29 protein-coding genes are annotated in these 24,404 nt (G+C 62.1%); 16 read left to right on the plus strand and 13 right to left on the minus strand.

Features of this window, described 5'->3' with window-relative positions; all coding sequences use genetic code 11:
• The first annotated feature begins 12 nt into the window (after positions 1-12).
• The 4 genes from eno (at position 13) to PSV38_RS06810 (ending at position 2,982) form a co-directional block, all read left to right on the plus strand.
• Positions 13-1,296 carry a phosphopyruvate hydratase gene (gene eno, locus PSV38_RS06795; protein ID WP_300546123.1) on the plus strand — a complete coding sequence of 428 codons (1,284 nt, stop codon included), beginning with the start codon at positions 13-15 and terminating at the stop codon, positions 1,294-1,296.
• Positions 1,297-1,359: 63 nt separating this feature from the next.
• Positions 1,360-1,689, plus strand: a complete 330-nt coding sequence (ftsB, locus tag PSV38_RS06800) for a cell division protein FtsB (protein ID WP_300546124.1) — start codon at positions 1,360-1,362, stop codon at positions 1,687-1,689.
• A complete protein-coding gene (gene pnuC / locus PSV38_RS06805) occupies positions 1,689-2,348 on the plus strand; it encodes a nicotinamide riboside transporter PnuC (RefSeq protein WP_300546398.1) in 660 nt (219 codons plus the stop codon). Before ftsB ends, pnuC begins: the two co-directional genes overlap by 1 nt.
• Complete coding sequence (locus tag PSV38_RS06810) at positions 2,320-2,982, plus strand: ATP-binding protein (protein WP_300546125.1); 663 nt, start codon at positions 2,320-2,322, stop codon at positions 2,980-2,982. Before pnuC ends, PSV38_RS06810 begins: the two co-directional genes overlap by 29 nt.
• A 12-nt stretch (positions 2,983-2,994) precedes the next feature.
• Here the strand turns inward: PSV38_RS06810 and PSV38_RS06815 are convergent, their stop codons facing one another.
• Entirely contained in the window at positions 2,995-3,987 is a 993-nt protein-coding gene (locus tag PSV38_RS06815; protein WP_300546126.1) for an Hsp33 family molecular chaperone HslO, read from the minus strand.
• A gap of 5 nt (positions 3,988-3,992) precedes the next feature.
• Positions 3,993-4,532 (minus strand): gamma carbonic anhydrase family protein, encoded by a 540-nt coding sequence (locus PSV38_RS06820; RefSeq protein WP_300546127.1) that lies wholly within the window; start codon positions 4,530-4,532, stop codon positions 3,993-3,995.
• Between the two features lie 104 nt (positions 4,533-4,636).
• On the opposite strand from PSV38_RS06820, the gene yaaA reads away from it, so the two are divergent.
• The 3 genes from yaaA to PSV38_RS06835 all read left to right on the plus strand — a co-directional run bounded on the left by yaaA (position 4,637) and on the right by PSV38_RS06835 (position 6,602).
• Entirely contained in the window at positions 4,637-5,413 is a 777-nt protein-coding gene (gene yaaA / locus PSV38_RS06825; protein ID WP_300546399.1) for a peroxide stress protein YaaA, read from the plus strand.
• A gap of 18 nt (positions 5,414-5,431) precedes the next feature.
• Entirely contained in the window at positions 5,432-6,268 is an 837-nt protein-coding gene (locus PSV38_RS06830) for a 2OG-Fe(II) oxygenase (RefSeq protein ID WP_300546128.1), read from the plus strand.
• A 133-nt stretch (positions 6,269-6,401) separates the two neighbouring features.
• A complete protein-coding gene (locus PSV38_RS06835) occupies positions 6,402-6,602 on the plus strand; it encodes a hypothetical protein (RefSeq protein WP_300546400.1) in 201 nt (66 codons plus the stop codon).
• Between the two features lie 69 nt (positions 6,603-6,671).
• Here PSV38_RS06835 and PSV38_RS06840 read toward each other — a convergent pair whose 3' ends face one another.
• Positions 6,672-8,054, minus strand: coding sequence for a DEAD/DEAH box helicase (locus PSV38_RS06840; protein WP_300546129.1), 1,383 nt, complete (start codon positions 8,052-8,054; stop codon positions 6,672-6,674).
• A 285-nt stretch (positions 8,055-8,339) separates the two neighbouring features.
• Between PSV38_RS06840 and dnaX the strand changes: the two genes are divergently transcribed.
• The 4 genes from dnaX to PSV38_RS06860 are packed head-to-tail and all read left to right on the plus strand — an operon-like array spanning position 8,340 to position 11,628.
• A complete protein-coding gene (gene dnaX, locus PSV38_RS06845) occupies positions 8,340-10,193 on the plus strand; it encodes a DNA polymerase III subunit gamma/tau (protein ID WP_300546130.1) in 1,854 nt (617 codons plus the stop codon).
• A 53-nt stretch (positions 10,194-10,246) separates the two neighbouring features.
• Positions 10,247-10,573: a YbaB/EbfC family nucleoid-associated protein gene (locus PSV38_RS06850; RefSeq protein ID WP_230180824.1), complete on the plus strand. Its 327-nt coding sequence runs from the start codon at positions 10,247-10,249 to the stop codon at positions 10,571-10,573.
• A 16-nt stretch (positions 10,574-10,589) separates the two neighbouring features.
• Positions 10,590-11,177, plus strand: coding sequence for a recombination mediator RecR (gene recR, locus PSV38_RS06855; RefSeq protein WP_300546131.1), 588 nt, complete (start codon positions 10,590-10,592; stop codon positions 11,175-11,177).
• A 55-nt stretch (positions 11,178-11,232) separates the two neighbouring features.
• Positions 11,233-11,628 carry an MAPEG family protein gene (locus tag PSV38_RS06860; protein ID WP_300546132.1) on the plus strand — a complete coding sequence of 132 codons (396 nt, stop codon included), beginning with the start codon at positions 11,233-11,235 and terminating at the stop codon, positions 11,626-11,628.
• 22 nt (positions 11,629-11,650) lie between these two features.
• Here the strand turns inward: PSV38_RS06860 and PSV38_RS06865 are convergent, their stop codons facing one another.
• Both PSV38_RS06865 and gloB read right to left on the minus strand, forming a co-directional pair.
• Positions 11,651-13,300: a transglycosylase SLT domain-containing protein gene (locus PSV38_RS06865; protein ID WP_300546133.1), complete on the minus strand. Its 1,650-nt coding sequence runs from the start codon at positions 13,298-13,300 to the stop codon at positions 11,651-11,653.
• A complete protein-coding gene (gene gloB / locus PSV38_RS06870; protein WP_300546134.1) occupies positions 13,297-14,082 on the minus strand; it encodes a hydroxyacylglutathione hydrolase in 786 nt (261 codons plus the stop codon). The genes PSV38_RS06865 and gloB overlap by 4 nt, the downstream gene beginning before the upstream one ends.
• On the opposite strand from gloB, the gene PSV38_RS06875 reads away from it, so the two are divergent.
• Together PSV38_RS06875 and rnhA are read left to right on the plus strand one after the other, a co-directional pair.
• Entirely contained in the window at positions 14,081-14,905 is an 825-nt protein-coding gene (locus PSV38_RS06875; protein ID WP_300546135.1) for a class I SAM-dependent methyltransferase, read from the plus strand. The two genes, gloB and PSV38_RS06875, sit on opposite strands and share 2 nt — an antisense overlap.
• The gene (gene rnhA / locus PSV38_RS06880) at positions 14,898-15,347 is read left to right on the plus strand and encodes a ribonuclease HI (RefSeq protein WP_300546136.1); all 450 of its coding nucleotides are present in this window, start codon (positions 14,898-14,900) and stop codon (positions 15,345-15,347) included. Before PSV38_RS06875 ends, rnhA begins: the two co-directional genes overlap by 8 nt.
• Positions 15,348-15,354: 7 nt before the next feature.
• Here rnhA and PSV38_RS06885 read toward each other — a convergent pair whose 3' ends face one another.
• The 5 genes from PSV38_RS06885 to PSV38_RS06905 all read right to left on the minus strand — a co-directional run bounded on the left by PSV38_RS06885 (position 15,355) and on the right by PSV38_RS06905 (position 19,027).
• Positions 15,355-15,906 (minus strand): GNAT family N-acetyltransferase, encoded by a 552-nt coding sequence (locus tag PSV38_RS06885; protein ID WP_300546137.1) that lies wholly within the window; start codon positions 15,904-15,906, stop codon positions 15,355-15,357.
• Positions 15,893-16,522, minus strand: a complete 630-nt coding sequence (gene mobA, locus PSV38_RS06890; protein WP_300546138.1) for a molybdenum cofactor guanylyltransferase MobA — start codon at positions 16,520-16,522, stop codon at positions 15,893-15,895. The genes PSV38_RS06885 and mobA overlap by 14 nt, the downstream gene beginning before the upstream one ends.
• On the minus strand, positions 16,515-17,642 hold the full coding sequence (moaA, locus tag PSV38_RS06895; protein ID WP_300546139.1) for a GTP 3',8-cyclase MoaA: 1,128 nt from the start codon (positions 17,640-17,642) through the stop codon (positions 16,515-16,517). Before moaA ends, mobA begins: the two co-directional genes overlap by 8 nt.
• An 82-nt stretch (positions 17,643-17,724) precedes the next feature.
• Positions 17,725-18,483 carry a C40 family peptidase gene (locus tag PSV38_RS06900; protein WP_366526645.1) on the minus strand — a complete coding sequence of 253 codons (759 nt, stop codon included), beginning with the start codon at positions 18,481-18,483 and terminating at the stop codon, positions 17,725-17,727.
• Positions 18,484-18,604: 121 nt separating this feature from the next.
• Complete coding sequence (locus PSV38_RS06905; RefSeq protein WP_300546140.1) at positions 18,605-19,027, minus strand: organic hydroperoxide resistance protein; 423 nt, start codon at positions 19,025-19,027, stop codon at positions 18,605-18,607.
• 192 nt (positions 19,028-19,219) lie between these two features.
• Between PSV38_RS06905 and PSV38_RS06910 the strand changes: the two genes are divergently transcribed.
• Entirely contained in the window at positions 19,220-19,528 is a 309-nt protein-coding gene (locus tag PSV38_RS06910) for a hypothetical protein (protein ID WP_300546142.1), read from the plus strand.
• Positions 19,529-19,541: 13 nt separating this feature from the next.
• Here the strand turns inward: PSV38_RS06910 and PSV38_RS06915 are convergent, their stop codons facing one another.
• Genes PSV38_RS06915 through PSV38_RS06925 form a run of 3 tightly spaced genes read right to left on the minus strand, consistent with a single transcriptional unit; the run spans position 19,542 to position 22,851 of the window.
• On the minus strand, positions 19,542-20,366 hold the full coding sequence (locus PSV38_RS06915; RefSeq protein WP_300546144.1) for a crotonase/enoyl-CoA hydratase family protein: 825 nt from the start codon (positions 20,364-20,366) through the stop codon (positions 19,542-19,544).
• Positions 20,363-20,800, minus strand: a complete 438-nt coding sequence (locus tag PSV38_RS06920; RefSeq protein WP_300546146.1) for a nuclear transport factor 2 family protein — start codon at positions 20,798-20,800, stop codon at positions 20,363-20,365. The genes PSV38_RS06915 and PSV38_RS06920 overlap by 4 nt, the downstream gene beginning before the upstream one ends.
• A gap of 26 nt (positions 20,801-20,826) precedes the next feature.
• The gene (locus PSV38_RS06925; protein ID WP_300546147.1) at positions 20,827-22,851 is read right to left on the minus strand and encodes an NADPH-dependent 2,4-dienoyl-CoA reductase; all 2,025 of its coding nucleotides are present in this window, start codon (positions 22,849-22,851) and stop codon (positions 20,827-20,829) included.
• Between the two features lie 859 nt (positions 22,852-23,710).
• On the opposite strand from PSV38_RS06925, the gene PSV38_RS06930 reads away from it, so the two are divergent.
• Entirely contained in the window at positions 23,711-23,977 is a 267-nt protein-coding gene (locus PSV38_RS06930) for a hypothetical protein (protein ID WP_300546149.1), read from the plus strand.
• A complete protein-coding gene (locus tag PSV38_RS06935; protein WP_300546150.1) occupies positions 23,974-24,291 on the plus strand; it encodes a hypothetical protein in 318 nt (105 codons plus the stop codon). The genes PSV38_RS06930 and PSV38_RS06935 overlap by 4 nt, the downstream gene beginning before the upstream one ends.
• Positions 24,292-24,404: the final 113 nt, after the last annotated feature.

Genomic DNA, 24,404 nt, shown 5'->3' on the forward strand with positions numbered 1-24,404 from the left:
GAGGATCACTGGATGAGTGCCATCGTTGACATCATCGGCCGCGAAATCATCGACAGCCGAGGAAACCCCACCGTCGAATGCGACGTGCTGCTGGAAAGCGGCGTCATGGGCCGTGCCGCCGTGCCTTCGGGCGCGTCCACCGGTTCGCGTGAAGCCATTGAATTGCGCGATGGCGACAAGTCCCGCTACCTGGGCAAGGGCGTGCTCAAGGCCGTTGAACACATCAACACCGAAATCGCCGAAGCCGTGTTGGGCCTCGATGCTTCCGAGCAAGCCTTCCTGGATCAGACCCTTATCGACCTCGACGGCACTGAGAACAAGGGCCGCCTGGGCGCCAACGCCATGCTGGCGGTCTCGATGGCCGTGGCTCGCGCTGCCGCTGAAGAGTCCGGCCTGCCCCTGTACCGCTACTTTGGCGGCATGGGCGCCGTGCAATTGCCTGTGCCGATGATGAACGTCATCAACGGTGGCGCGCACGCCAACAACAACCTGGACATCCAGGAATTCATGATCCTGCCGGTGGGCGCGCCCACCTTCAAGGAAGCCATCCGCTACGGCGCCGAAGTCTTCCACGCGCTCAAGAAAATCATCCATGACAAGGGCATGAGTACCGCCGTGGGTGACGAGGGCGGTTTCGCCCCTAATGTGGCCAGCCATGAAGCCGCCATCCAGCTGATCCTGGAAGCCATCGACAAGGCTGGCTTCATCGCCGGCGAACAGATCGCCCTGGGCCTGGACTGCGCTGGCAGCGAGTTCTACAAGGACGGCAAGTACCACCTCGAAGGCGAAGGCCTGAGCCTCACCGCCGAAGAGTGGACTAGCATCTTGGCCACCTGGTGCGACAAGTACCCCATCATCTCGATCGAAGATGCCATGGCCGAAAATGACTGGGCTGGCTGGAAGCACTTGACCGAAGTGCTGGGCAAGAAGGTTCAGCTGGTGGGCGACGACCTGTTTGTCACCAACACCAAGATCCTGAAAGAAGGCATCGACAAGAACATCGCCAACTCGATCCTGATCAAGATCAACCAGATCGGCACGCTGACTGAAACGTTCGCCGCCATCGAGATGGCCAAGCGCGCGGGCTACACCGCCGTCATCAGCCACCGCTCGGGTGAAACCGAAGACAACACCATCGCCGACATCGCGGTGGGTTTGAACGCCGGCCAGATCAAGACCGGTTCGATGAGCCGCTCCGACCGCATCAGCAAGTACAACCAACTGCTGCGCATCGAAGAAGACCTGGGTGGCGTGGCCGTCTACCCCGGCCGCAGCGCGTTCTACAACCTGCGCTGATCCCCAAGAAACGAGGCCTGCGGGCCTCGTTTCGCATTCGATCCTGATTGATAATCCTGTTCCATGCGCGTCGCTACCATCGTCCTTCTGGCCCTTTTGGCCGTGGTGCATGCCGAACTCTGGTTTGGCAAAGGTGGTGTTCCGCGCGTCATGTCTTTGCGAGCCCAGGTGCAGCATCAACAAAAGCTCAACGACCAGGCCCAGGCCGTCAACGAGCAGTTGCTGGCGGAGGTCCGCGACCTGCAGGAGGGCTTGGAAATGGTCGAAGAAAAAGCCCGCACCGAACTGGGCATGATCAAGCCTGACGAGATTTACGTGCAGCTGACCACCACCAAGCAGCCGCCAGCTTCGGCATCGGCCACCGCTGGCGAGGCCTCCGCTGCCGCGCCTTGATGCTCAACAACGCGCCGCTGTCCGACCTGTTTGTCTGGGCTGATCCGTGGTTGGCGCCACTGTTCACCGCCTGGGGTGTGCCCGTCTCGCAGTTGGAGGTCTGGGCTTTCATGTTGTCCCTGGCCATGGTGCTGTTCAACCTGCGCGTCAATCCCTGGGGGTGGCCCTTGGCCATCGTCAGCTCCTTGCTCTATGGCGTGCTGTTCGCGCGCAACAAGCTGTATGGCGAGGCCACCTTGCAATTGGTTTTCGTGGCCTTGTCATGCTGGGGGTGGTGGCAGTGGTTGTGGGGGCGTGATCAATCCAACGCGACTCTGAGGCCGCAAGCCTTGGGCCGCCGCGGTCGCCAGTGTGCGCTGGGCGCGACATTGCTGATGTGGCCGCTGCTGGGTTGGCTGCTTGACCACGCCACCGACTCCGACGTGCCTTACCTTGATGCTCTGCCTACGGCCGCCAGCCTGTTGGGACAGTGGTTGCTGGGGCGCAAATACATCGAGAACTGGTCGACCTGGTTGGTGGTCAATATCGTGAGCATGGTCCTGTTCGGCCAAAAGGGCCTGTGGCTCACCGTCATCCTGTATGGCCTGTTCGCGGTGCTGTCGGTGGCTGGGTGGCAGCAATGGCGGCGCCATGTCGCGCCCATGGCCCAACGTGGTTGAGCAGGGCATTGTCATTGCCATCGTGGGGGCGGAGAGCACGGGCAAAACCACCCTGGCCTTCGGTCTGACCCAGGCCCTACTGGCCGAGGGTGTGAACGCGACGATGGTGCCGGAGGTTCTGCGCGAGTTTTGCGATGACCGTGGCCGCACGCCATACCCGCATGAACAGGTCGGCATCGCGAGGGATCAAACCCAGCGCCTGGTTCAGTCGACGCAAACGCATGACGTGGTGGTGGCCGACACGACCGCCTTGATGACCGCGGTCTACAGCGACCATTTGTTCAACGACCAGAGCCTGTACGCGCAAGCACTGATCGACCACGCTTTCGCCAACCTCACCTTGTTGACCGCCCTTGACCTGCCTTGGCAGGCTGATGGTCTGCAACGGGATGGCGCTCACGTCCGTGAACCGGTTGACGATCTGATTCGACAGCACTTATTGAACGCGGAGCTGCCTTTTTCAGTGGTGGCGGGGCAGGGCGTGCACCGCCTGGATCAGGCGTTGCTCGTGGTCAGGCAGTCGCTGTCGGCTACCCAGCGGGCTCAAGAAAATGCCGTTCGTCCCCGGTGGCGCTGGGTGTGCGAGAGGTGCGATGACGGCGACTGCGAGCAGCACTGGCTGCCCCGCGCCTGACGCTGCTGCCAATCATTGCAAGCTGGTGGAGCCCGGAGGGTGGTCGGTCGTGTCGGTGAACAACTCGGCGGCATCCACGGCATCAAACCGGTAATGCTCTCCGCAGAACTCACATCCCACGTCGATCTGGGCTTGCTCGGTCAGGATGCTTTCAACCTCTTCGCGGCCCAGGTTGCGCAACATGGTGGACACCCGCTCGCGTGAACAGGTGCAGGCGAAGTGCGGCCCTTCCAGGCCCTTCATCGGGTCGAAGCGGATGATGTCCTCTTCCCAGAAGAGCCTGCGCAAGATGGTGTCGGCGTCCAGGGTCAAGAGTTCTTCGCGCGTCAGGGTGGCGGCCAGGTAGGCGATGCGGTTGTACGCCTCGTTCAGGCCGATCTCGTCTTCGTCCAGTCGTTGTGGGCCACCGGCCAAGTTGCCCACGCCTTGCAGGGGCAGGCGCTGGATCAGCAGGCCTGCCGCGATGTTGTCATTGGACGCCAGGATCAGTTTGGTGTCCAGCTGCTCGGACTGCAGCATGTAGTGCTCCAGCACTTCGCTCAGTTGCAGCAAAGGCTCGCGCTGGTCGCCATGCAAAGGCACCACACCCTGGTAGGGCTGCTGGCCGGGCATGCGGTTTTGCGGGTCGAGCGTGATGGCGCAACGGCCTTCGCCGCCCACGTTGACCATCACGTCCAAGGGCAGGTGACCGGAGTCAGTCGATGGCAACTCGCCTACCACCTTGGCCGTGGTGCGAAAACCCAGGTCGGGCTGTACCTCGGCCACGGCCACCTTCACGGGCCCATCGCCAAAGATCTGCAGAACCACGGCCCCGTTGAACTTGATGTTGGCTTGCATGAGCACGCCAGCCGCAGCCATCTCGCCCAGTAACTGGCGCACGGGCTCTTCAAAGGCTTCGCTGGGATCTCGGCGTCGAAGCACTTCCTGCCAGGCGTCGGTCAGGCGAACCAGCATGCCGCGCACGGGCAAGCCCTCGAACAAAAATTTGTGCAGTTCCGTCGTCATCTCGTTCATTCTTGGGTGGTGTCAATGCGCACCAGATCTGTTTTGAACTCGCCCGCTTTTTGCACATACATGGCGGTGCCGATGCTCATGCGGGCCAGTTCCATCTCGGTCAGGGGCCGCACGACCTTGGCAGGGCTGCCCAGTATCAGCATGCCTTCGGTGTCAAAAACCTTGCCTTCGGTGACCAGGGCGCCAGCGCCCACCAGGCATTTCTTGCCAATGACCGCGCCATTGAGCACCACGGCCTGGATGCCTATCAGAGCGCCATCGCCGATGGTGCAACCGTGCAGCATCACCTGGTGGCCGATCGTCACGTCGGCGCCGACTGTCAGCGCAAAGCCGATGTCGGTGTGCAGCACGGATGATTCCTGGACATTTGAACGGGCGCCGATGCGGATGGGCTCGTTATCGCCCCGCAAGGTGGCCTGGGACCACACGCTGCTGCCTTCGGCCAAGTGCACCTCGCCGATCACGTCGGCCGATTCGGCAACGTAGGCGGAGGGGTGGGGTTGCGGACGCTTGTCCTTGATGCTGTAAAGGGCCATGGGCTCAATGTGGGGACGAGGTGGCCGTATTCTAGGGCGGCGGTGATCTGCGGCGCTTTATCATGCCCTCAGTCATGGGTTTCATGCCCGCCAATTACACCCACATGCTCATCCTGCTGTCCCCCGCCAAAAGCCTCGATTTCGAGACCGCCCCCACCACCGACCAACACACCTTGCCGGTGTTCGCCAAGGAGGCCGCGCAACTGATTGACGTGCTACGTCCTTACACGCCCCAGCAAATTGCCTCCCTCATGGATTTGAGCGATGCTTTGGCGGCGCTCAATGTGGCGCGCTTCGGGGCTTGGCGCCCCAGGTTCACCGCCAAGAACAGCAAGCAGGCGGTTCTTGCCTTCAATGGCGACGTCTATGGCGGGCTGGATGCCCCCAGCCTCAAGCGCGAGGACCTGGACTGGGCGCAAGACCATGTGGCCATGTTGAGTGGCCTGTATGGGGTGCTGCGGCCCTTGGACTGGATGCAGCCTTACCGGCTCGAAATGAGCACCAAGCTGGCCAACCCTCGTGGCAAGGATTTGTATGCCTGGTGGGGTGACACTTTGGCACTGCATTTGAATGAACGTTTGGCTCAACAGCCCGACAAGCTCATCATCAACTTGGCATCGCAGGAATATTTCAAGGCTGTCAAACGCAAGGCGCTCTCCGGGCGTGTGGTGGACTGTGTGTTCGAGGATTGGAAGTCCGGCAACTGGAAGATCATCAGTTTTCACGCCAAGCGTGCGAGGGGTTTGATGGCCCGTCATGCCATCGTTCACCGGGCCAAAACCCTGAAGGATTTGCGCAGCTTCGTTGCCGAAGGCTACTGCTACGCGGAAGACGCCTCCGAGCCCGACCGCCTGGTCTTCAGGCGTCGATTGGCATCCTGACTGACCACAGAGGGCAACATGCCAGAGCAGGTCATCACACCCGAGTTACGGCAGTGGATCATTGATCAGGTTGCCGCGGGGCACAGCGTGGAGTCGGTGCTCAACGCCATGAAGGCCAGTGGATGGCGCGACGACACCGCGCTGGCGGCGCTTGAGAACACGCTGAAAGAACAAGCCTTGCCTTTGATCGAGGCGAGTCGCCCGTTGCCTGAGGTGGTGATAGGTGAGGGCGGCACGACCGTGTGGGCGCATGACCGCGAGGTGAGCGTGTTGGCCAGCATGGCCCGTCCCCGCGTGCTGGTGCTGGGCGGCCTGCTGTCGGCCGAGGAGTGCCAGGAGATGATCGAGCTGGCGCAGCCCCGGCTGGCCCGTTCGGAAACGGTGGTCAACGCGACAGGCGGCAGTGAAATCAACGTGGCACGCACCAGCCAAGGCATGTTCTTCGCACGGGCGGAGAACGAGTTATGCCAGCGTGTCGAGGCGCGCATTGCCGCTTTGTTGAATTGGCCTGTGGAGCGCGGTGAGGGGCTGCAGATCTTGCGCTACGGCCCTGGTGCCGAGTACAAACCGCATTACGACTACTTCGATCCCAGCCAACCTGGCACTCCGGCTGTTTTGCGCCGGGGAGGGCAACGTGTGGCCACCTTGGTCACTTACTTGAACACCCCAGCCTCCGGCGGCGCCACCATATTTCCAGACATTGGTTTTCAGGTCAGCGCAGTGGCGGGCAATGCGGTGTTTTTCAGTTACGCCCTGCCTCACCCGATGACCCAAACGCTCCATGGCGGTGCTCCGGTGTTGACGGGCGAGAAATGGGTGGCCACCAAATGGCTGCGCGAACAGCGTTTTGAATAACGCGTGTTCAGAAAAACTTTTTGAAAATTCAGGAGGGGCTGTCAACCGGGGTAATTCCGCCCGCGTTGAGCATCTACAGATTCGGGCCTTTGAATCTGAAGACCAACCTTATTCAAATCATTTGGAGTTTTTAATGAAGAAACTGATCGCCGCTTTGATCGCTTCGATGTTTGCCGTGGGCGCTTTCGCCGCTGATGCAGCTCCTGCTGCTGCCGCTCCTGAAGCTTCGGCTGCTGCTTCCAAGCCTGCCAAGAAGGTCAAGCACCACGCCAAGAAGAAGGCTGCTCACAAGGCTGAAGCTGCTTCCGCTGCTGCGCCCGCTGCTTCGAAGTAATTTTCGTCGAGCCCAACAAAAAACCCGGCCATGCCGGGTTTTTTGTGGTCCAAACCAGAGGCTGCTGGGTCAGCGTGTGCGATCACGCGCAACCGGAGCGGAACCACGATTAGCACCGCCGCCACCACGTTTGTCACCATTGCCCCGTGAGTCTCCACCGCGGGGTGAACCGCTGTTTCGGGGCGCAGCACGGCCGCCACCACCACCACCACCACCAGGTCGGCCACCACCACTGGCTCCGCCACGGCCACCGCCGCCGGGTGCACCATGCAAGGTGCGGCGACCCAATTGAATGGGCTCGGCCTTGGCGTTAGGGTCTGGCTCGAAGCCCTGGACCACTTCACGCGCGATGGGCCGTTTAATCAGCTTCTCGATGTCGGCCAGGAAGCCTTCTTCGTCCACACACACCAACGAGATCGCTTCGCCTTCAGCGCCAGCACGACCGGTGCGGCCAATGCGGTGCACGTAGTCTTCGGCCACATTGGGCAACTCGTAGTTGATGACGTGAGGCAGTTGATCAATATCGATGCCGCGTGCCGCGATGTCCGTGGCCACCAGCACCTGTAAGTCACCCGCCTTGAACTCGGCCAAAGCGCGCGTGCGGGCGCTTTGGCTCTTGTTGCCATGGATGGCCATGGCGGTGATGCCTTGCTTTTCCAGGTACTCGACCAGGCGGTTGGCGCCGTGTTTCATGCGCGTGAACACCAGCACTTGATGCCAGTTCTGCGACTTGATAAGGTGCGTCAGCAGCTCCTTCTTCTGATCGCGGTCAACCGGGTGGATCTTTTGCGAGATGGTCTCGGCCGTCGTGTTGCGGCGGGCCACTTCGATCATCTGCGGGGCGTTGAGCAAGCGATCTGCCAGCGCCTTGATCTCGTCTGAGAAGGTGGCCGAGAACAGCAGGCTTTGCTTCTTGGGGGGGACGATGGCCAGCACGCGGCGGATGTCATGGATGAAGCCCATGTCCAACATGCGGTCGGCCTCGTCCAGCACGAAGTACTCGACGTGGCCGAGGTCCAGCGTGCCTTGCTGATGGTGATCAAGCAGGCGGCCGGGGGTGGCGACCAGGATGTCAACGCCACGGCGCAAGGCGTCGATCTGCGGCTTCATGCCGACGCCGCCGAACATGACCATGGAGCGCAGCGGCAGGTACTTGCCATACACGCGCACGCTTTCTTCGACCTGTGCCGCGAGTTCGCGGGTGGGGGTCAGGATCAGCGCACGGATGTGGCGCTTGGCACCTTGAGGTGCCGGGTTGACGGCCAATTTGTGCAGCAAGGGCAAGGTGAAACCGGCGGTTTTGCCAGTTCCGGTTTGCGCGCCTGCCAGCAGGTCACCACCACTGAGCACGGCCGGAATGGCCTGTGCCTGGATGGGTGTTGGGATGGTGTAGCCGGCTTCGGCGATTGCTTTCAGCAACGGTTCGGCCAACCCCAATGATTCAAACGACATAAAACAGGCCCAAGAAAGGTTATACGGCGACTGCACTCGTTTTTTCCGGGCCTGGAATAGACGAGTCAACCGGTGGTGCGTGGGCAACCTGACATGATGACATGTAAGTAAAGGTTGCTTGAATTCACCAACGTTAAATTGTAGGGTGTAGCGTGAATATTGCATAGCCTGTCCCAAATCTTAGGGGCGTGTTGACGATCTATGGGCGTCAACTTGTATCGATCGGGCTGCAAACTGGCCTGAAAGTGTTGAAATAACGCGCGTGGTGGCCCGTAAAATCGCGCGATGAGTTCAATGGTTCTTGCCCGTAAATACCGTCCCCACAGTTTCGAGGCCATGGTTGGCCAGGGGCATGTGGTTCAGGCTTTGAGCAATGCGCTCACCCAGCAGCGTTTACACCACGCGTATTTGTTCACCGGAACTCGGGGTGTGGGTAAAACCACGGTGTCCCGCATCCTGGCCAAGTCGCTCAATTGCGTGGGGTTGGATGGCACGGGGGGCATCACGGCGCGTCCCTGCGGCCAATGCCAGCCTTGCCGCGACATCGATTCGGGGCGCTTCGTGGATTACGTCGAGCTGGATGCCGCGTCCAACCGCGGTGTTGAAGAGATCTCCCAATTGCTGGATCAGTCGGTTTACAAGCCAGTGGTGGGGCGCTTCAAGGTCTACATGATCGACGAAGTGCACATGCTGACCAACCACGCCTTCAATGCCATGTTGAAGACGCTGGAGGAGCCGCCTGATTACCTGAAGTTCGTGCTCGCCACGACCGATCCTCAGAAGGTGCCGGTGACCGTGCTGTCGCGCTGTCTGCAGTTCAATTTGCGCCCGATGGCCATGCAGACCGTGCAGGATCACTTGCAGCAGGTGATGGCCTCCGAGGCGATCAGCGCTGAATCCGGGGCGCTCAGCTTGCTGGCCCGCGCAGCGCGTGGCTCCATGCGCGATGCCTTGTCGCTGACCGACCAGGCCATCGCCTTTGGTGGTGGCAGCTTGCTCGAGGCCAATGTGCGGCAAATGCTGGGCGCTGTGGACCGGCAACACATTCAGAAGATCATTGAATCGGTGTCGGCCGGTGACGGCGTCGGCCTGGTGGCCGCAGTCGATACTTTGCGCGAACTGGGGCTGTCGGCCTCGGGCACCTTGGAGGAGTTGGCCACGGCCTTGCAACGCATGGCGGTCATCCAGGTGGTGCCGCAGGCAGCGGATTCCTCTGATCCGGATGGGGCTTTGTGGCAGGCCTTGGCCCGCATGTTGGCGCCGGATGAAACACAGTTGTTTTACAGCTTGGCCTTGCAAGGGCGTGCCGAACTGGCTTTGGCGCCGGATGAGTACAGCGGCCTGCTGATGCTGCTGTTGCGTTTGCTGGCTTTCAAGCCCGCGCAGACCGAACAACACGCGGGAGACCGGGCTGCCCCCAGCCCAAAAGCTGAGGGCTCGGAGGCAGCCAACAAGCCTGCCTCCGAGCCAGCAGTGCAAGAGGCCGTTCAGGCGGTCGTGCAAACGGCCAGGGCGGCAATTGAGCCGCCCGCCACTCAGCCGGTGGCGGTGACGCCCAAGGCTATGTCGGCGCGGGCGCCTCAGGTGTCTCAGGGCATTCCACCGTGGGAGGTTTTGCCCGATCAGGCTTACGAGGCGGGCAATGCAGAACCGGACTCGGCGCCCGCAGAAGCCCCAGCCTTGACCGAACCGCCTGCGCCTGCTGTCCAGCTGGTCGTGGCTGCGGCCTTGCCGGAGGATCCTTTGGCCGACCGCTGGGCGCAGTTGGTGGCGCAAATGGCCGCCCGCAACAGCATCACGGCTCTGGTCCGTGAGTTGGCCATGCAGGCCCAGTGTGTGGCCACCATGGAAGAGGGCGACGGCAGCCGTTGGCGCTTGCGCGTCGAGCGTGAAAGCCTGCGAGGCGACATGCACCGCGAACGCCTGGCCCAAGCCTTGTCACAGCTGCTGGAGCACACGGCCACCATCGAACTGGAAGGCGGCTCGGCGGTGAACACCCCGGCTCAGCGCGACCAGGCTGCCCGAGAACGCCGCCAGCGCGCGGCCGAGGATCTGATCCAGCGCGATCCCCTGGTGATCTCGGCCTTGGCCCGGTATCCGGGTGCGCGCATCGTGGCCGGATCCATCCGCCCGGTCTGAAGCCTATGTTCCAGGCGACAATCGTGGTTTGCGTTAGAAGATAAGGAATCGTCATGCTCAAAGGACAACTCGCCGGCTTGATGAAGCAAGCCCAGCAAATGCAGGACAACCTGAAGAAGGCCCAGGACGAACTGGGCTTGATCGAGGTTGAAGGCCAATCTGGCGCTGGCTTGGTCAAAGTGCTGATGACCTGCAAGAACGACGTCAAGCGCGTCACCATCGATCCCAGCCTGCTGGCCGATGACAAAGACATGCTGGAAGACCTGGTGGCCGCCGCTTTCAACGACGCGGTTCGCCGCGCTGAAGCCACCTCGCAGGAGAAGATGGGCAAGCTGACCGCTGGCATGCCCATGCCTCCCGGCATGAAGCTGCCTTTCTGAGCGCTGCGACGACAACATGGCCGATCCGGCTTTAGAGGTCCTGATCGATGCTCTGCGCTGCCTGCCCGGGGTTGGGCAGAAGTCGGCGCAGCGCATGGCGTTTCACCTGCTGCAGCATGACCGTGTCGGGGCCATGAAACTGTCGCAAGCGCTGGCCGCGTCCATCGAAGAGATCGGGCATTGCGAGCGTTGCCACACTTTCAGCCGTGCCCCTGTGTGTGACGTGTGCCAGGACGAGTCGCGTGACCAAAGCCTGCTGTGCGTGGTTGAAAGTCCGGCCGACCAGGCCACCTTCGAGCGCACGGGCAGCTACCACGGCCTGTACTTTGTGTTGCTGGGGCGGCTCAGCCCGCTCGATGGCATCGGTGTGCACGACATTGGCCTGACCGCCTTGCTGCAACGCGCGGTTGATGGGCTGGTCACTGAGGTGATCCTGGCCACCAATTTCAATGCCGAAGGCGAGGCCACAGCCCACGTCATCGGCGAGGCTTTGCGTCAGCGTGGCTTAAAAGTGACGCGCCTGGCGAGAGGTGTTCCCGTGGGCAGCGAGTTGGAGTATGTAGACCTGGGTACCATTGCGCACGCCTTCATGGATCGACGTTGATCCCTGGGTGTGCATTTCCAAACAGACATGGGTCCGAGAGACCGAGGAGATTTTGATGACGATTGCCAAATGGACAGTCTTGGCTGCTTTCATGCTGCCTGTGTTGACCGTGGGCATGGCCAAGGCCGCCACGATCAAGCTGGGTCGCCGCAATGGCGGTTATGACAACAACAATCCGCGCGAGTGGGCGGGCAAGTTGTCAGGTTGGCACCAACGTGCCCACGCCGCGCAGATCAACGGCTTTGAAGGTTTGCCGCTGTTCGCGGCGGCAGTGCTTTTTGCTCAGATGGCTCAGGCCGATCAGGCGCGCATCGACATGCTGGCACTGGCCTACATCGGCATTCGACTGGTGTATGTGGCCATGTACCTGGCCAATCTGGGTTCGCTGCGCACCTTGGTGTGGACCGCCGGCCTGGCCACCAACGTCGCATTGCTGATGATGGCGGCCTGAAAACGTTTGATGTGCGGGGAGGTCAGCGAGCGCTGGCCACCCGCACTCGGCTGGCGCGGCTGGTTGTCGAGCGACCCTTCACGGCACGGTTGCCAGTGCGGGATGCGCTGGCCACCTTGACCGTGGCTTTGCTGGATGCCCTTGCCAGGGTGCGGGTGCTTTTCTGCACCTTCTTGCCTGCAGGCACATAGACCACCACGCTCTGGCCACGTTTGAACTTGGACGAGGCCGAAACGCGATTCCATTGGGCCACCTGCTCTGCTGACACTCGGTAGCGGCGAGCCAGGCTGGCCACAGAATCACCCTTGCCAGCGCGCAAAGTCATGCGGCGCAAAGGGGGCAGGTCGGGGGCCAGGGCCATCATGGCGTTGTCGGCCACGGTTTCAGACACGTCTTGCTCGCGGTGTTGGCTGCGGGGCACCAGCAGGGTCGAGCCGACCTTGACCAGCATCTTGGGTGGAATGCGGTTGATGTCGCGCAGCGTGGCCTCGCTCATGCCGACTTGCTTGGCGGCCTCGGCCGGGCGCATGGTGCGCGGCACGGTCCAGGCGGTCCAGGTGGCCAGCAAGCCCTTGTGCTGGCCGAGGTTGTGCACGAACTGGCTGGCGTTGTCGTAGGGCAAAAGCACCTGGGGCGTGCCGGCGGCCAGGATCACCGGTTTGTTCATCGAGGGGTTGAGGTCCTTGAACGCATCGGTGGACAAGCCCGCCAGTTTGGCGGCCAGGGACACGTCCATGTCACGCTGGATGGGCACGCTGACGAAGTAAGGGTGGTTCTCGATGGGCGTCAGGATCAGGCCGAAGCTGTCCGGGCGCTGCACGATGTTGCGCACGGCGTGCAGCTTGGGCACGTAGTTGCGGGTCTCGGCCGGCATGTTCAGGCTGAGGTAGTCAGTTGGCAGGCCAGCCTTGATGTTGCGGTTGATGGCCTTTTGCACATTGCCTTCACCCCAGTTGTAGGCGGCCAGGGCGAGATGCCAGTCGCCGAACTGGCGGTTCAGGCGCTGCAGGTAGTCAAGTGCGGCGCGGGTGGAGGCCAGCACGTCGCGGCGGTCATCGCGAAACACGTTTTGCTTGAGCCTGAAGTCTTTGCCGGTGGCGGGCATGAATTGCCAGATGCCGGAGGCGCGGGCTGAAGATTGGGCCTGCGGGTTGAAGGCGCTTTCGATGAAGGGCAGCAAGGCCAGCTCGGTGGGCATCTGGCGGCGCTCGATTTCTTCGAGCACGTGGAACAGGTAGCGACTGGAGCGCTCGGTCATGCGTTGCACGTAGTCGGGGCGGCTGCTGTACCAGCGCTCGTGGTCGCCAACCAAGGCGATGTCCAGTTCAGGCAGGCCGAAGCCACGGCGAACGCGGGCCCACAAGTCCTGGTTGGCGGCCACGTCATCCAGGTTCAAGGTGGTGTCTGGTCGCAGCGGGTCGGTGGGCGTGCCAACGGCTTCGCGGGCATCATCCTGCAAAGCGTCAGCTTGCGTGGTCTGGGATTTGGCGGTAGGAGCCGATGGCGTCACGGCGGCCATGGCAGAGGCCGTGGTGGCACGGGCCAGTTTGCTGGCACCGTCTTGGTCGGACTGGCTGGTGGTGAAGTCCAGACTGGAGCAGCCGGCGAACAGCAGCGCGCTGAGCAATGCAGCGCACAGGGCGATGGGGCGAAGGGTGGGCTTGATGCTCATGCTTTGAAGTTGTTCTTCCATTGGCGCAGGGCGGTGAAAACCGCCGAGCCGGAGCTGTCCTGCGCGCCGTGTTGCTGGGCGCTGGCGATCACCTGAGGTTGGGCGCAGCGCATGAATGGGTTGATGGCCATCTCGGTGGCGATCGTGGTCGGCAAAGTCGGTTTGCCAAGTTGCCTCAAGTTCAGGCAATCGAGTTCGTAGGCCACAGTGTCGGTGTTGTGCGGTTCCACAGCGCGGGCAAAACGCAGGTTATCCAGGGTGTATTCGTGGGTGCAGCACACGGTGGTGTTGCCGGGCAGGGTGCTGAATCGACTCACGGCCTGGAACAGTTGTTCGGCCGTGCCGTCATAAAGACGGCCGCATCCAGCGCTGAAAAGGGTGTCGCCGCAAAACAGCAAGGGCGGCTGGCCGGGTTGAGTGAGGTCGGAACGCACCAAATAGGTGATGTGGTCCGCAGTGTGGCCGGGGGTGTCCCACACGTCAACCCTCAGGCCCTGAAAATCTATGTAAACGCCTTCGCCCACCTTGATGTCCACGCCATCAATGTCGGAGTTGGTGGGGCCATAGACCGGGCCTTTCAGGTGGGGCCGCAAGGCTGCCAGGCCGCCCACATGGTCCAGGTGGCGATGGGTCACTAGAATGAGCGCCAGTTCAAGGCCCAGGCTTTGCATGGCCTGCAGCACAGGCGTCGAGTCTCCCGGATCCACAACGAGGGCTTTTTGGCCATCGTGAAGCATCCAGATGTAGTTGTCAGTGAAGGCGGGTAGGGCAAGCAGATTCATGACTAAAGTCGCGCCGATTATAGAGTTGCACCCCTGGTTGGCCTTCGCGCCAGGCCAAGCTTTGCTGGAGTGGGAGCAATGCCAGATCGATCGGCTGGTGGCCGACGTTTTCGGTTTTCACGCCATGCAATTGGGCCTGCCGGAACTGGATGGTTTGCGCACCAACCGCATGCCCCATCGCTGGTTGGCCCTGGACACAGCCTACCAGGGCTGGACCCCGCCCCCCGAGAAAGGCCCCGTGACGCTGGAGCAGGGGGCGCCTTTGAGTTTGCGCTGTGATTTCGAGGCGCTGCCGTTTCCGAGCAATAGCCTGGACCTGGTGGTGTTGCCCCACGCTTTGGAGCTGGCGCGCGACCCCCACCACACCTTGCGCGAGGTGGAGCGCGTGCTGGTGCCCGAGGGGCGCGTGGTGATCGCCGGGTTCAACCCCGCCAGCCTGTGGGGCGTGTGGCAACGCATGGGCACCTGGGGGATTGATCGGGCCACGGTGCTGCCGCAGGGTGAGTTCATCGCTTACTGGCGTTTGCGCGATTGGCTCCGCCTGCTCGACCTGGAGGTCGAGGCTGGCAGCTTCGGCTGCTACCGCCCCATGATCAACAGTGAAACATGGTGGAATCGCCTTGAATGGATGGACCGCGCGGGCGACCGATGGTGGCCGGTGCTGGGTGCCGTGTACTTCGTGGTGGCTGTGAAGCGGGCGCGAAGCATGCGGTTGGTGGGCAAGGTGCGTAAGGCGCGCGTGCCACACACGGCCGCGGCGCCTGCCGCCGTGACGAGCCGCCAGCATAGAAAAGCCATTTTCAACAAGGACCAGAATGAGTGAGACGGAACAGCCCGTGGTGGTCTACACCGACGGTGCTTGCAAAGGCAACCCGGGGCCAGGCGGCTGGGGCGTGTGGATGGTGAGCGGTCAGCATCAAAAAGAGATGTGGGGCGGTGAAACCTTGACGACCAACAACCGCATGGAGCTGATGGCGGTGATCCAAGCCCTGACGGCGCTCAAACGGCGCTGCTCGGTCATCATCTACACCGACAGCCAGTACGTGCGCAAGGGCATCACGGAGTGGATCATGGGGTGGAAGCGCAAGGGCTGGAAAACGGCTGACAACAAGCCGGTTAAAAACGCCGACCTGTGGCAAAAGCTGGAGTTGGCCGCCGCCGAGCACCAGGTGGATTGGCGCTGGGTGAAGGGCCACGCCGGAGACCCCGGCAATGAGCGCGCCGATGGTCTGGCCAACCGGGGCGCGGCCGAAGCGGTGATGTGATCCTGGCTTACAGGATCATGACCATGGTCAGCTTGTCGAAATAGCGGACCTGTCCGGGCCCGTCGATCAGCTTGATCACGTGGGGCACCACACCACAGGCCTGGAAGCCCGCGCGCTCGTAGAGGCGGATGGCGGCCGTGCTAGAGGTGCTGACGCGCAGGGTGATCTGCTCCAGGCCAATGGCCTTGCGGGCCTCGGTGAGGCAGGCCGTCATGAGCAAGTCGCCCAGGCCTTCGCCCATGTGCGAGGGGCTCACCATCATGCTGTTGAGTTCGGCGCTGTGGCGCAGCTTCTGCAGGGATTGGCGCTCCAGCCCGATGGTGCCGACCAGCTTGCGGTCGTGCCAGGCCCCCAGCAAAAACGTGCCACCCAAGGTGTCGTTCAGGCCAAGCCTGCCGATGTAGCCCTCGGGTGGGCGCGCATGCTCGCTTTCGATGTCGTTGTCGAAGGCATCGATGTGCAGGCGCAGGCCCTCGTCGCGCAAAGCCTTGTAGGCGCTCAGATCAGCGGGGCCGATGCGGGCTATTCGGACGCTGGATGGTTGCTCAGACGGGTCCATGCAGTGTCTCCGGGGTATTGATGTTGATGAAAGCTGCAGGGTCGTCGAAGGATACGCCGATCCAGGCGCCAGACTTGACCCACTGGCCAACGCGGCGCTCGCCTTGGGCCAAGGCAGCCTCCAGCGATGCCAGCGTGCGGGCGTGGATCAGGGCGCAGGTCCAGTGGTGGCGGGTTTCACCATGGGCGTCGCGGGTCACCGGCACAGCGATGTCGGCGTGGTGGGCCATGGCCTGTTGGCCGAGTTGCTCGACCAGCGTTGAGGGCAGGCCCGGGGTGTCGCAGGCGGCCACCATCAACCATGGTGTGGCCACCTGGCGCAGGCCCGTCAGGATCCCGGCCAAGGGGCCGAGTGAGGTGTTGATGTCCGGCGAGTCTGGCCAGACTTGGCCGCTGGCCGAGGCCGCTTTTTCAAGCAATGTCGCATAGCCATCCAGATCGCGGTTGGCATTGATGTGCAAGGTGCCGACCTGGGGCAGCAAGGCATGGATCACCCAGCTTGCCAAAGCCTGGCCTTGGCAGGGCTGCAGCCCTTTGTTGGCACCGCCCATGCGACGACCTTCACCGCCTGCCAAGATCCAGCCAGTCACCTCTGACTGAAGCACGTGGTCAGCCACCGATGTAGCTCATCTCAATGCGGTGCTCGGGCGCCACGCCTTGGGCACGCAGTTGCGAGTATTGGTCTTCACGCTGAGACCAAAGGTGGCGCAGGCCGGCGGCGATGTCGCCATCTGAGTGGCCCTGGTCCGCGCGCAGCAGGGTGCGCAGGTCGTGCCCCCGGCTGGCGAACAGGCAGGTGAACAGTTGCCCGTCGGTGGACAAGCGCAGGCGGTTGCAATCACCGCAAAAAGCCTTGGTGACGCTGGAGATGAAGCCCACCGAGCCTTGGCCATCGGCATATGACCACCGCTCCGCCGTTTCACCTGGGCGATGGCCGGTGGCGGCTTGCAAGGGAAACTGCTCGTGGATACGCTGGCGCACCTCGCTGGACGGCAGCACCTGCGCCATTTGCCAGGCGTTGGTGTTGCCCACGTCCATGAACTCGATGAAGCGCAACTCGATGCCGGTGCCGCGGAAGTAGCGCGCCATGGGCAGGATCTGATCGTCGTTGACGCCGCGCTGCACCACCATGTTGACCTTGATCGGCCCCAATCCCGCAGCCTGCGCGGCCTCAATGCCGGTGAGCACATCGGCCACCGGGAAGTCGGCATCGTTCATGCGCTTGAACACGGCGTCGTCCAAGGCGTCCAGGCTCACCGTGAGGCGGTGCAGCCCCGCGTCTTTCAGCGCCTGGGCTTTGCGGGCCAGGATTGATCCGTTGGTGGTGAGGGTCAGCTCGGGCGCCTCGCCCTCCAGCGTGCGCAATTGCGCCAACTGCTCCACCAGGCGCTCCAGGTGCCGGCGCAATAAAGGCTCGCCACCCGTCAGTCGCAGCTTGCGCACGCCCAGGCCCAGGAAGATGCGGGCGGTGCGCGTGATCTCTTCAAAGGACAGCAATTGCGGCTGCGGCAGGAAAGGGTGGTCGCTGCCAAACACATCGCGCGGCATGCAATAGCCGCAGCGGAAGTTGCAGCGGTCGGTCACCGAGATGCGCAGGTCGCGCAGGGGGCGGCCCAGCCTGTCCATGGGCTCGTGTGCCGCCGACGGGGAACCTTGAAGGGGAAGGATGGGGCTGGTGCGGGGCGAACGCAGTTGCTCTCGCAAGCGTTGCAGGGGGACCAGCGTGGACTCACTCATGGCCGCCATTGTGCGGCAGCACGGTCGATGTTGGCGGCGCCTTCACCACGTGACCCGGGGGGATGTCAGGTTGTTGGCGCGGTCAGGGCGTGGTGGGGGCGGCTGCCTCGACCTTGGGCGCGCGGCGGGCGCCGTCAAAGCGCTTTTGCCAGTAGGACAGGCGCATGTCTTCTACCCGAACCTCGCCACCAGCGCGGGGCGAGTGGATGAACTTGTTGTCGCCGATGTAGATCCCGACGTGCGAGAAAGTGTGGCGCAAGGTGTTGAAGAACACCAGGTCGCCGGGCTTGAGTTCAGCCTGTTTGACCGACACCAGGTCGGGCGAATTGGCTTGCTCGGAGGCGCGTCGCGGCAGGATCAGGCCCACGCTATTTTCAAACACATGGCGGGTGAAGCCGCTGCAGTCGAAACCGCTTTCAGAAGACTGGCCGCCGCGTTTGTAGGGCACGCCCAGAAAATTCATGGCCGACAGCACGAGTTCAGACGCCACGTTGGTGGCTTTGTCGCGAACTTGCTGGGCCAGTTGGGTTACCGGCCTGGTGTTGAGCAGGCCTTTGTCCGACAGAAACCGGCTGATCGGGTCGCCGGTGTTTTCGGTAGGGGCGGGTGCGGTGTTGGCCGCCGGGGCTTGGCCGGTGAGCGCGGCGATGGCCGCCACCGCATCAGCGCTGAGGGTTTGCTGCTGCTGGCCAGAGGTCTGAGCCCTGGCCGATGAGACCGAAAATGCCAGGCAAACCGCCAAAATGCCGACCACGGCGCGCCCAGCGTTCAAAGTCTGGCTCAGCGGGGCGCTGGCGACTTTGGCAAAAGCTGGGTTGCTGCGGCAAAACTCAAAAGGCATGGGGCGCAAGCTTAAGTTGACTTCGCAATGGACGTCAACCCGAAAAACACGGTCAAAACATCACGTTATCACCGATTCCTCAAGAAACTTGCGCCCATTTGTGCCCTTATGTGCTTGCGGGTTACAGCACGTTCAAGGTCACGGTGATGTTGTTGCGCGTGGCGTTGGAGTAAGGACAGACGATGTGGGCCGCATCGACCAAAGCCTTGGCTTCGTCAGCGGGCATGCCGGGCAAGGTGATGTTCAAGGTGGCCTGGATGCCGAAACCCGTGGGAATGGGGCCAATCGACACATCGCCTTGCACGCTGGTGCCATCGGGCAGCTTTTTCTTTTGCTGGCCAGCCACGAAGCCCATGGCGCCCATGAAACAGGCCGAGTAGCCCGCAGCGAACAGTTGCTCCGGGTTGGTGCCTTGGCCATTGCCGCCCATTTCTTTGGGCAGCGCCAGGTAGACGTCGAGCAGGTTGTCAGAAGATACGGCGCGGCCTTCGCGGCCCCCGGTGGCGGTGGCGTGGGCGGTGTAGACGATTTTTTCAAGCGACATGGTGTGCTCCAGACAGTAGTGGTGGTGGGTCAATTAAATTGTGCGCAATTTAATTTTAAAACAAATGCGCCCATAACATCGGGGCGGCTCAATGGCCCTGGCAGGTTTGGGGGCTCTGTACACCACGTTGGAGGGGGGGACGGCGGCGGCCTAATTCGTTAGGATGGAGGCCAGGATGGATGGATACGAGCAATGTCTCTGATCGAAAAATCGATAGCCCTGACGATTGCCGCCGCGTGCTTGGTCATGCTGGTGCGGCTGATGATTGGCGCCCGACGCCGCAACCGGCTTGACAGCACCGTGCTGGGCAACTGGCATCGTGCCAGCACCTGGGTGGTCAAAACCTGGCGTTGGCGCGTGTCCAGTAAAAAAGCAGCCAAAGAAGCCCAGGCCGTGATCAACCGGGCCCGCACCCGGGGCGACTGGGATGGCAATGTGTTCCGCCCCAAGTCCTTTCAAAAGCCGGACAACAAGCCCCGCAAGCCGGTTGACCGGGATTGACAAGGCTTTTGCTTCAGTCCAGAAACTCGGGCGTCTGCTTGCTCATCTGCGCCATCATGGCCGCCTGCAGGTCGCTGGACATCAGCATGGCGGCGTTCCACGTGGCGATGTAGTTCAGGCCATCGGCCACGCTGTGATCGCGGGCGTACAGGATCATTTCCTTGGTGCCACGGATTGACAACGGCGACTTGGCCGCGATGGTAGCCGCCATCTCGCGCACACCATCGCGCAAAGCCTGGGGCGTGTCGAACACGCGGTTGACCAGGCCGATCTCTTTGGCCTCGGTGGCCAGCAACTTGCGGCCGGTGTAGGCCAGTTCGCGTGCCATGCCATCGCTGATCAGCTTGGGCAGGCGCTGCAGGGTGCCCACGTCGGCCGTCATGCCGATGTCGATCTCTTTGATGGTGAAGTAGGCCTCGGCACTGCAGTAGCGCATGTCGGTGCAGGTGATCAGATCAACCCCGCCGCCCACGCAGGCGCCATGGATGGAGGCCAGCACGGGTTTGCGGCAGCGCTCGATGCTGCTCAAGGTGTCTTGCAAGTCGAGGATCATGCGGCGCAGGTTTTCGCGGGTGCGGCCATCGCAATCGCTTTTGATTTGGGCTTGCAGGCCCATCATCATGGTCAGGTCAATGCCCGAGGTGAAGTGCTTGCCTTCGCCTTCGATGATGGCCACGCGGGCCTCGGGCGTGGTGTCGATCCACTGAAAGGCCTGGCGGATCTCGTGCCACATGGCCAGGTTCATGGCGTTGGCTTTGTCGGGCCGGTTCAAGCGCACGGTGGCGATGTGGTCGGCCAGGGTGACGGTGAGGGTTTCGTAAGCCATGGGGGTGCTCATGAGGCTTTGCTTTCTTTGTACGCGGGCAGGTAGGCCGCCAGGCGGGCGCCCATCTCGGCGCCCAGGGCCTGCAAGGCGTTGAAGGGGCGCACCATCACCTCAAAATCCACGATCAGGCCGGCTTCGTCAAAGCGGATCAGGTCAATGCCTTTGAGCGATTTGCCATCCACCACGGCGCTGAACTCCAGCACCACGTTCAGGCCGTCCTCGGACACCAGTTGGCGGTGGTATTCAAACTGGGTGAACACCTTCATCACGGTGTTGAGGATGAGGTTGACGGCCGCTGCACTCACATACGGCTTGAAAGCCATGGGCGAGCGGAATGCGGCGTTGTCATTGAGGATGGTGGGCAGCCTGCCCATGTCTTGAAGGGACACCATCTCGTGCCACAAGGCCAGGGAGGCGGCTGCGGCGGGTTGAAGTTGGTTGGTCATGAAATGCTCCTGGGCGTGCAACGAGGTCAGATGGCGGCGGCCAGTTCGGCGCCTTGCTTGATGGCGCGCTTGGCATCCAGCTCAGCGGCCACGTCGGCGCCCCCAATCAAGTGCACCTTGCAGCCAGCGGCTTGCAAATCGGCCTGCAGTTCGCGCAAGGGGTCTTGGCCCGCGCACAGTATCACCGTGTCGGCGGGGATGAGCTTGGGCTCGCCACCCACGGTGATGTGCAGGCCGGCGTCGTCCACCTTGTCATACGTGACGCCCGCGATCATGTGCACGGCGCGGTTCTTCAAACCCGTGCGGTGGATCCAGCCCGTGGTCTTGCCCAGGCCGTCGCCCACCTTGCTGGTCTTGCGCTGCAGCAGGTAGACCTGCTTGGGTGACTTTTCCAGATCAGCGGGCTTGATGCCGCCACGGCCGGCGTAGCTGGTGTCGATGCCCCACTCGGCGTAGAACTTGGCCGGGTTGAGGCTGGCGCTTTCGCCGGCGTGCGTGAGGTACTCGGCCACGTCGAAGCCGATGCCGCCCGCGCCGATGATGGCCACGGTGTTGCCCACGGGCTTGCCATCGCGCAGCACATCGAGGTAGCTCAGCACCTTGGGATGGGTGATGCCTTCGATGGGCGGCGTGCGGGGCGAGACGCCCGTGGCCAGCACCACTTCGTCAAACTGACCGTCGATCAACTCTTGCGCGGTGACGCGCTGGTTGAAGCGCGTTGTCACGCCCGTGAGCTGCAACTGCTTGCGGAAGTAGCGCAGGGTTTCATAAAACTCTTCTTTGCCCGGCACCTTCTTGGCCACATTGAACTGGCCGCCCACATCGGGGCCGGATTCGAACAAGGTGACATCGTGGCCGCGCTCAGCCGAGTAGGTGGCGAAGCTCAGGCCGGCCGGGCCTGCGCCGACCACGGCGATGCGCTTGGCTTGCGTCGTGGGCACGAAGTTCAGCAAGGTCTCGTGGCAGGCACGTGGGTTGACCAGGCAGGAGGTGATCTTGCCGCCGAAGGTGTGGTCCAGGCAGGCCTGGTTGCAACCGATGCAGGTGTTGATCTCGTCGGCGCGGCCTTCGGCGGCCTTTTGCACGAAGAAGGCGTCGGCCAGCAGCGGGCGCGCCATCGAGACCATGTCGCAAAAGCCATCGGCCAGCAGTTGCTCGCCCACCTCGGGCGTGTTGATGCGGTTGGTGGCGATCAGCGGGATCTTGACGTGGCCCTTCATCTTCTGCGTAACCCACGCAAAGGCCGCGCGCGGCACCTTGGTGGCGATGGTGGGGATGCGCGCTTCGTGCCAGCCCACGCCCGTGTTGATGATGGTGGCGCCGGCGGCTTCAACCGCCTTGGCCAGTTGCACCACCTCGTCAAACGTGGATCCGCCTTCAACCAGATCCAACATGGACAGGCGGTAGATGATGATGAAGTTGGGGCCCACGCGTTCGCGCGTGCGCTTGACGATCTCGATGGGGAAGCGGGTGCGGTTTTCGTAACTACCGCCCCATTCGTCGTCGCGCTGGTTGGTGCGGGCGGCGATGAACTCGTTGATCAGGTAGCCCTCGGAGCCCATGACCTCGACGCCGTCGTAACCGGCCGATTGGGCCAGGGCGGCGCAGCGCACGTAGTCGCTGATGGTTTGCTCGACCTCATCAGCCGTGAGGGCGCGCGGCGCGACGGGGCTGATGGGTGCCTTGATGGCGCTGGGGCCGACCAGGCCGGGGTGGTAGGCGTAGCGGCCGAAGTGCAGGATCTGCAGCGCGATCTTGCCGCCTTCGCGGTGCACGGCCTCGGTCACGACCTTGTGGTGGTCGGCCTCTTCTTGCGTGGTGAGGCGCGAGCCGCCGGGGAAGGGCGCGCCTTGGTCATTGGGGGCGATGCCGCCGGTCACGATCAGACCCACGCCGCCGCGTGCGCGCTCGGCGTAGAAGGCGGCCATGCGGTTGAAGCCGTCCTTGGCCTCTTCCAGGCCCACGTGCATGGAGCCCATGAGGACGCGGTTGGGCAGGATGGTGAAGCCGAGGTCGAGGGGTTGCAGGAGGTGGGGGTAGGGCGTGGACATGTGTGGGGGCCTTGCAAGCGAGAGGGGTTATGCAATTGGTTGCATGACTGTAGGGGAAGAGGGGTTTTTATGCAACTGGTTGCATAAGAGGGTGGTGGGTGAGCCTTTTTGGGGCGTGCGCAAGGATGTGGAGCCTTGCGCGCAAGGGTTTGAGGGTGGTGGGCGGGTGTTTGAGAGCGGAGCGCGGGGCTTTTGGGCTTGCGGGGTGGGGCTTTGAGGGTTGCGCGCAAGGCATCGGAGCCTTGCGCGCAAGGGTTTGAGGGCGACGCGCCGGGGTTGGAGGGTTGCGTGCGAGGCTGTATGGGCGGGGCGGGCGAGTCTTTTTGGGGCGTGCGCAAGGTTTAGAGCCTTGTGCGCAACGGCTTTAGGGTTGCGCGCCGAGTGTTGAAGGCTTGCGCGCGAGGACTTTGGGGCTGGAACGTGGGGCTTTTTGAGAGTTGCGTCGGGCTATTTGGGTCGTGCCCGCCAGGATTGGACAGTGGGGCTTGAGTGTTTTAGGGCGGCGCGCCACATTTAAAGGGCCGCGAGTGAGGTTGGTGGCGCCAAGAATTGACCTGTAACAGGACGTGGTCTATGCTGAATGCGCTCCGTTTGTGACGAATTGCTCACGGCGGCGAATAGGGAGCCCGTTGAGATGTTTTAGATCACTACGCTTGCCGGGAGGCATGGATTGGCGTATCAAGGCCGCAATTGGTGTATTCATCAAAGTTGGCGCGTATCTCGATAGCCGAAATTAATGCATGCATTTTTGACGTCCTAAGTATAGTTAGGTGGCGCATAAGAAGGCCATGGCAGTTATTTAAACCGCCAAAGTCGCCTGGAAATTCACCGGTTAACTATTCCTCAACAGTAGATAAGAATGAACAAGCGACAGACAACAAAAAAGGTGCCGCAAGGCCCTGCGAGGAAGAAGCCAGCTGCAAAGCGAGTTCTCGTTCAAGGAAAAGTGACGCAAAGCAAGCAGACGATTGTCACCCCCGGCGACAAGAATGCCCAAGTGCTTGCGGCCACGGTTGGCGGTGTTGTTGTAGGCAATATGATTATCCCAGGAGTTGGTGGCGTGCTTCTTGGAGGGATCCTCGGCGCACTTCTTGGGGGTAGCTCATCCAAGGGGTCAAAGAAATGAGCAACCCCAATCTAGTCGGCCTCTACATAGGCACAGCGGCGGGCGCGTTGTTTTTTATATATAGCTATTTTGCCTGCAATAAAGTACCCGAACTCAACCAAGTTGCAGTGGTTCTTTTGGCTTGGACCGGGGCGGTCGTTGGCTTTCACCTCGGTTATATTGCATTAACCGCGGACGATCTTACGCTCGGAAAGCTATCAGATCAGCGCGTTGCAATTGTTCTCGGCGCTTTGGCTGTAGTTTGGACGGCAGCAGAATCATTTTTTGCCTCAATCAAGGCTGTAAAGGCACAAATTGAACAATCCACCCAATAGTTTGCAGCGTTCTTCGGATGTACATGCCGCAAAAGTAAGTTGTTGCATAACTGGGCGTTTAATGTAGATGCCAAAACTGGCCACGGCCAGTTTTGGTGCCCTCCGCACTTCGT

Source organism: Aquabacterium sp. (assembly GCF_029946005.1).
GTDB lineage: Bacteria > Pseudomonadota > Gammaproteobacteria > Burkholderiales > Burkholderiaceae_C > Aquabacterium.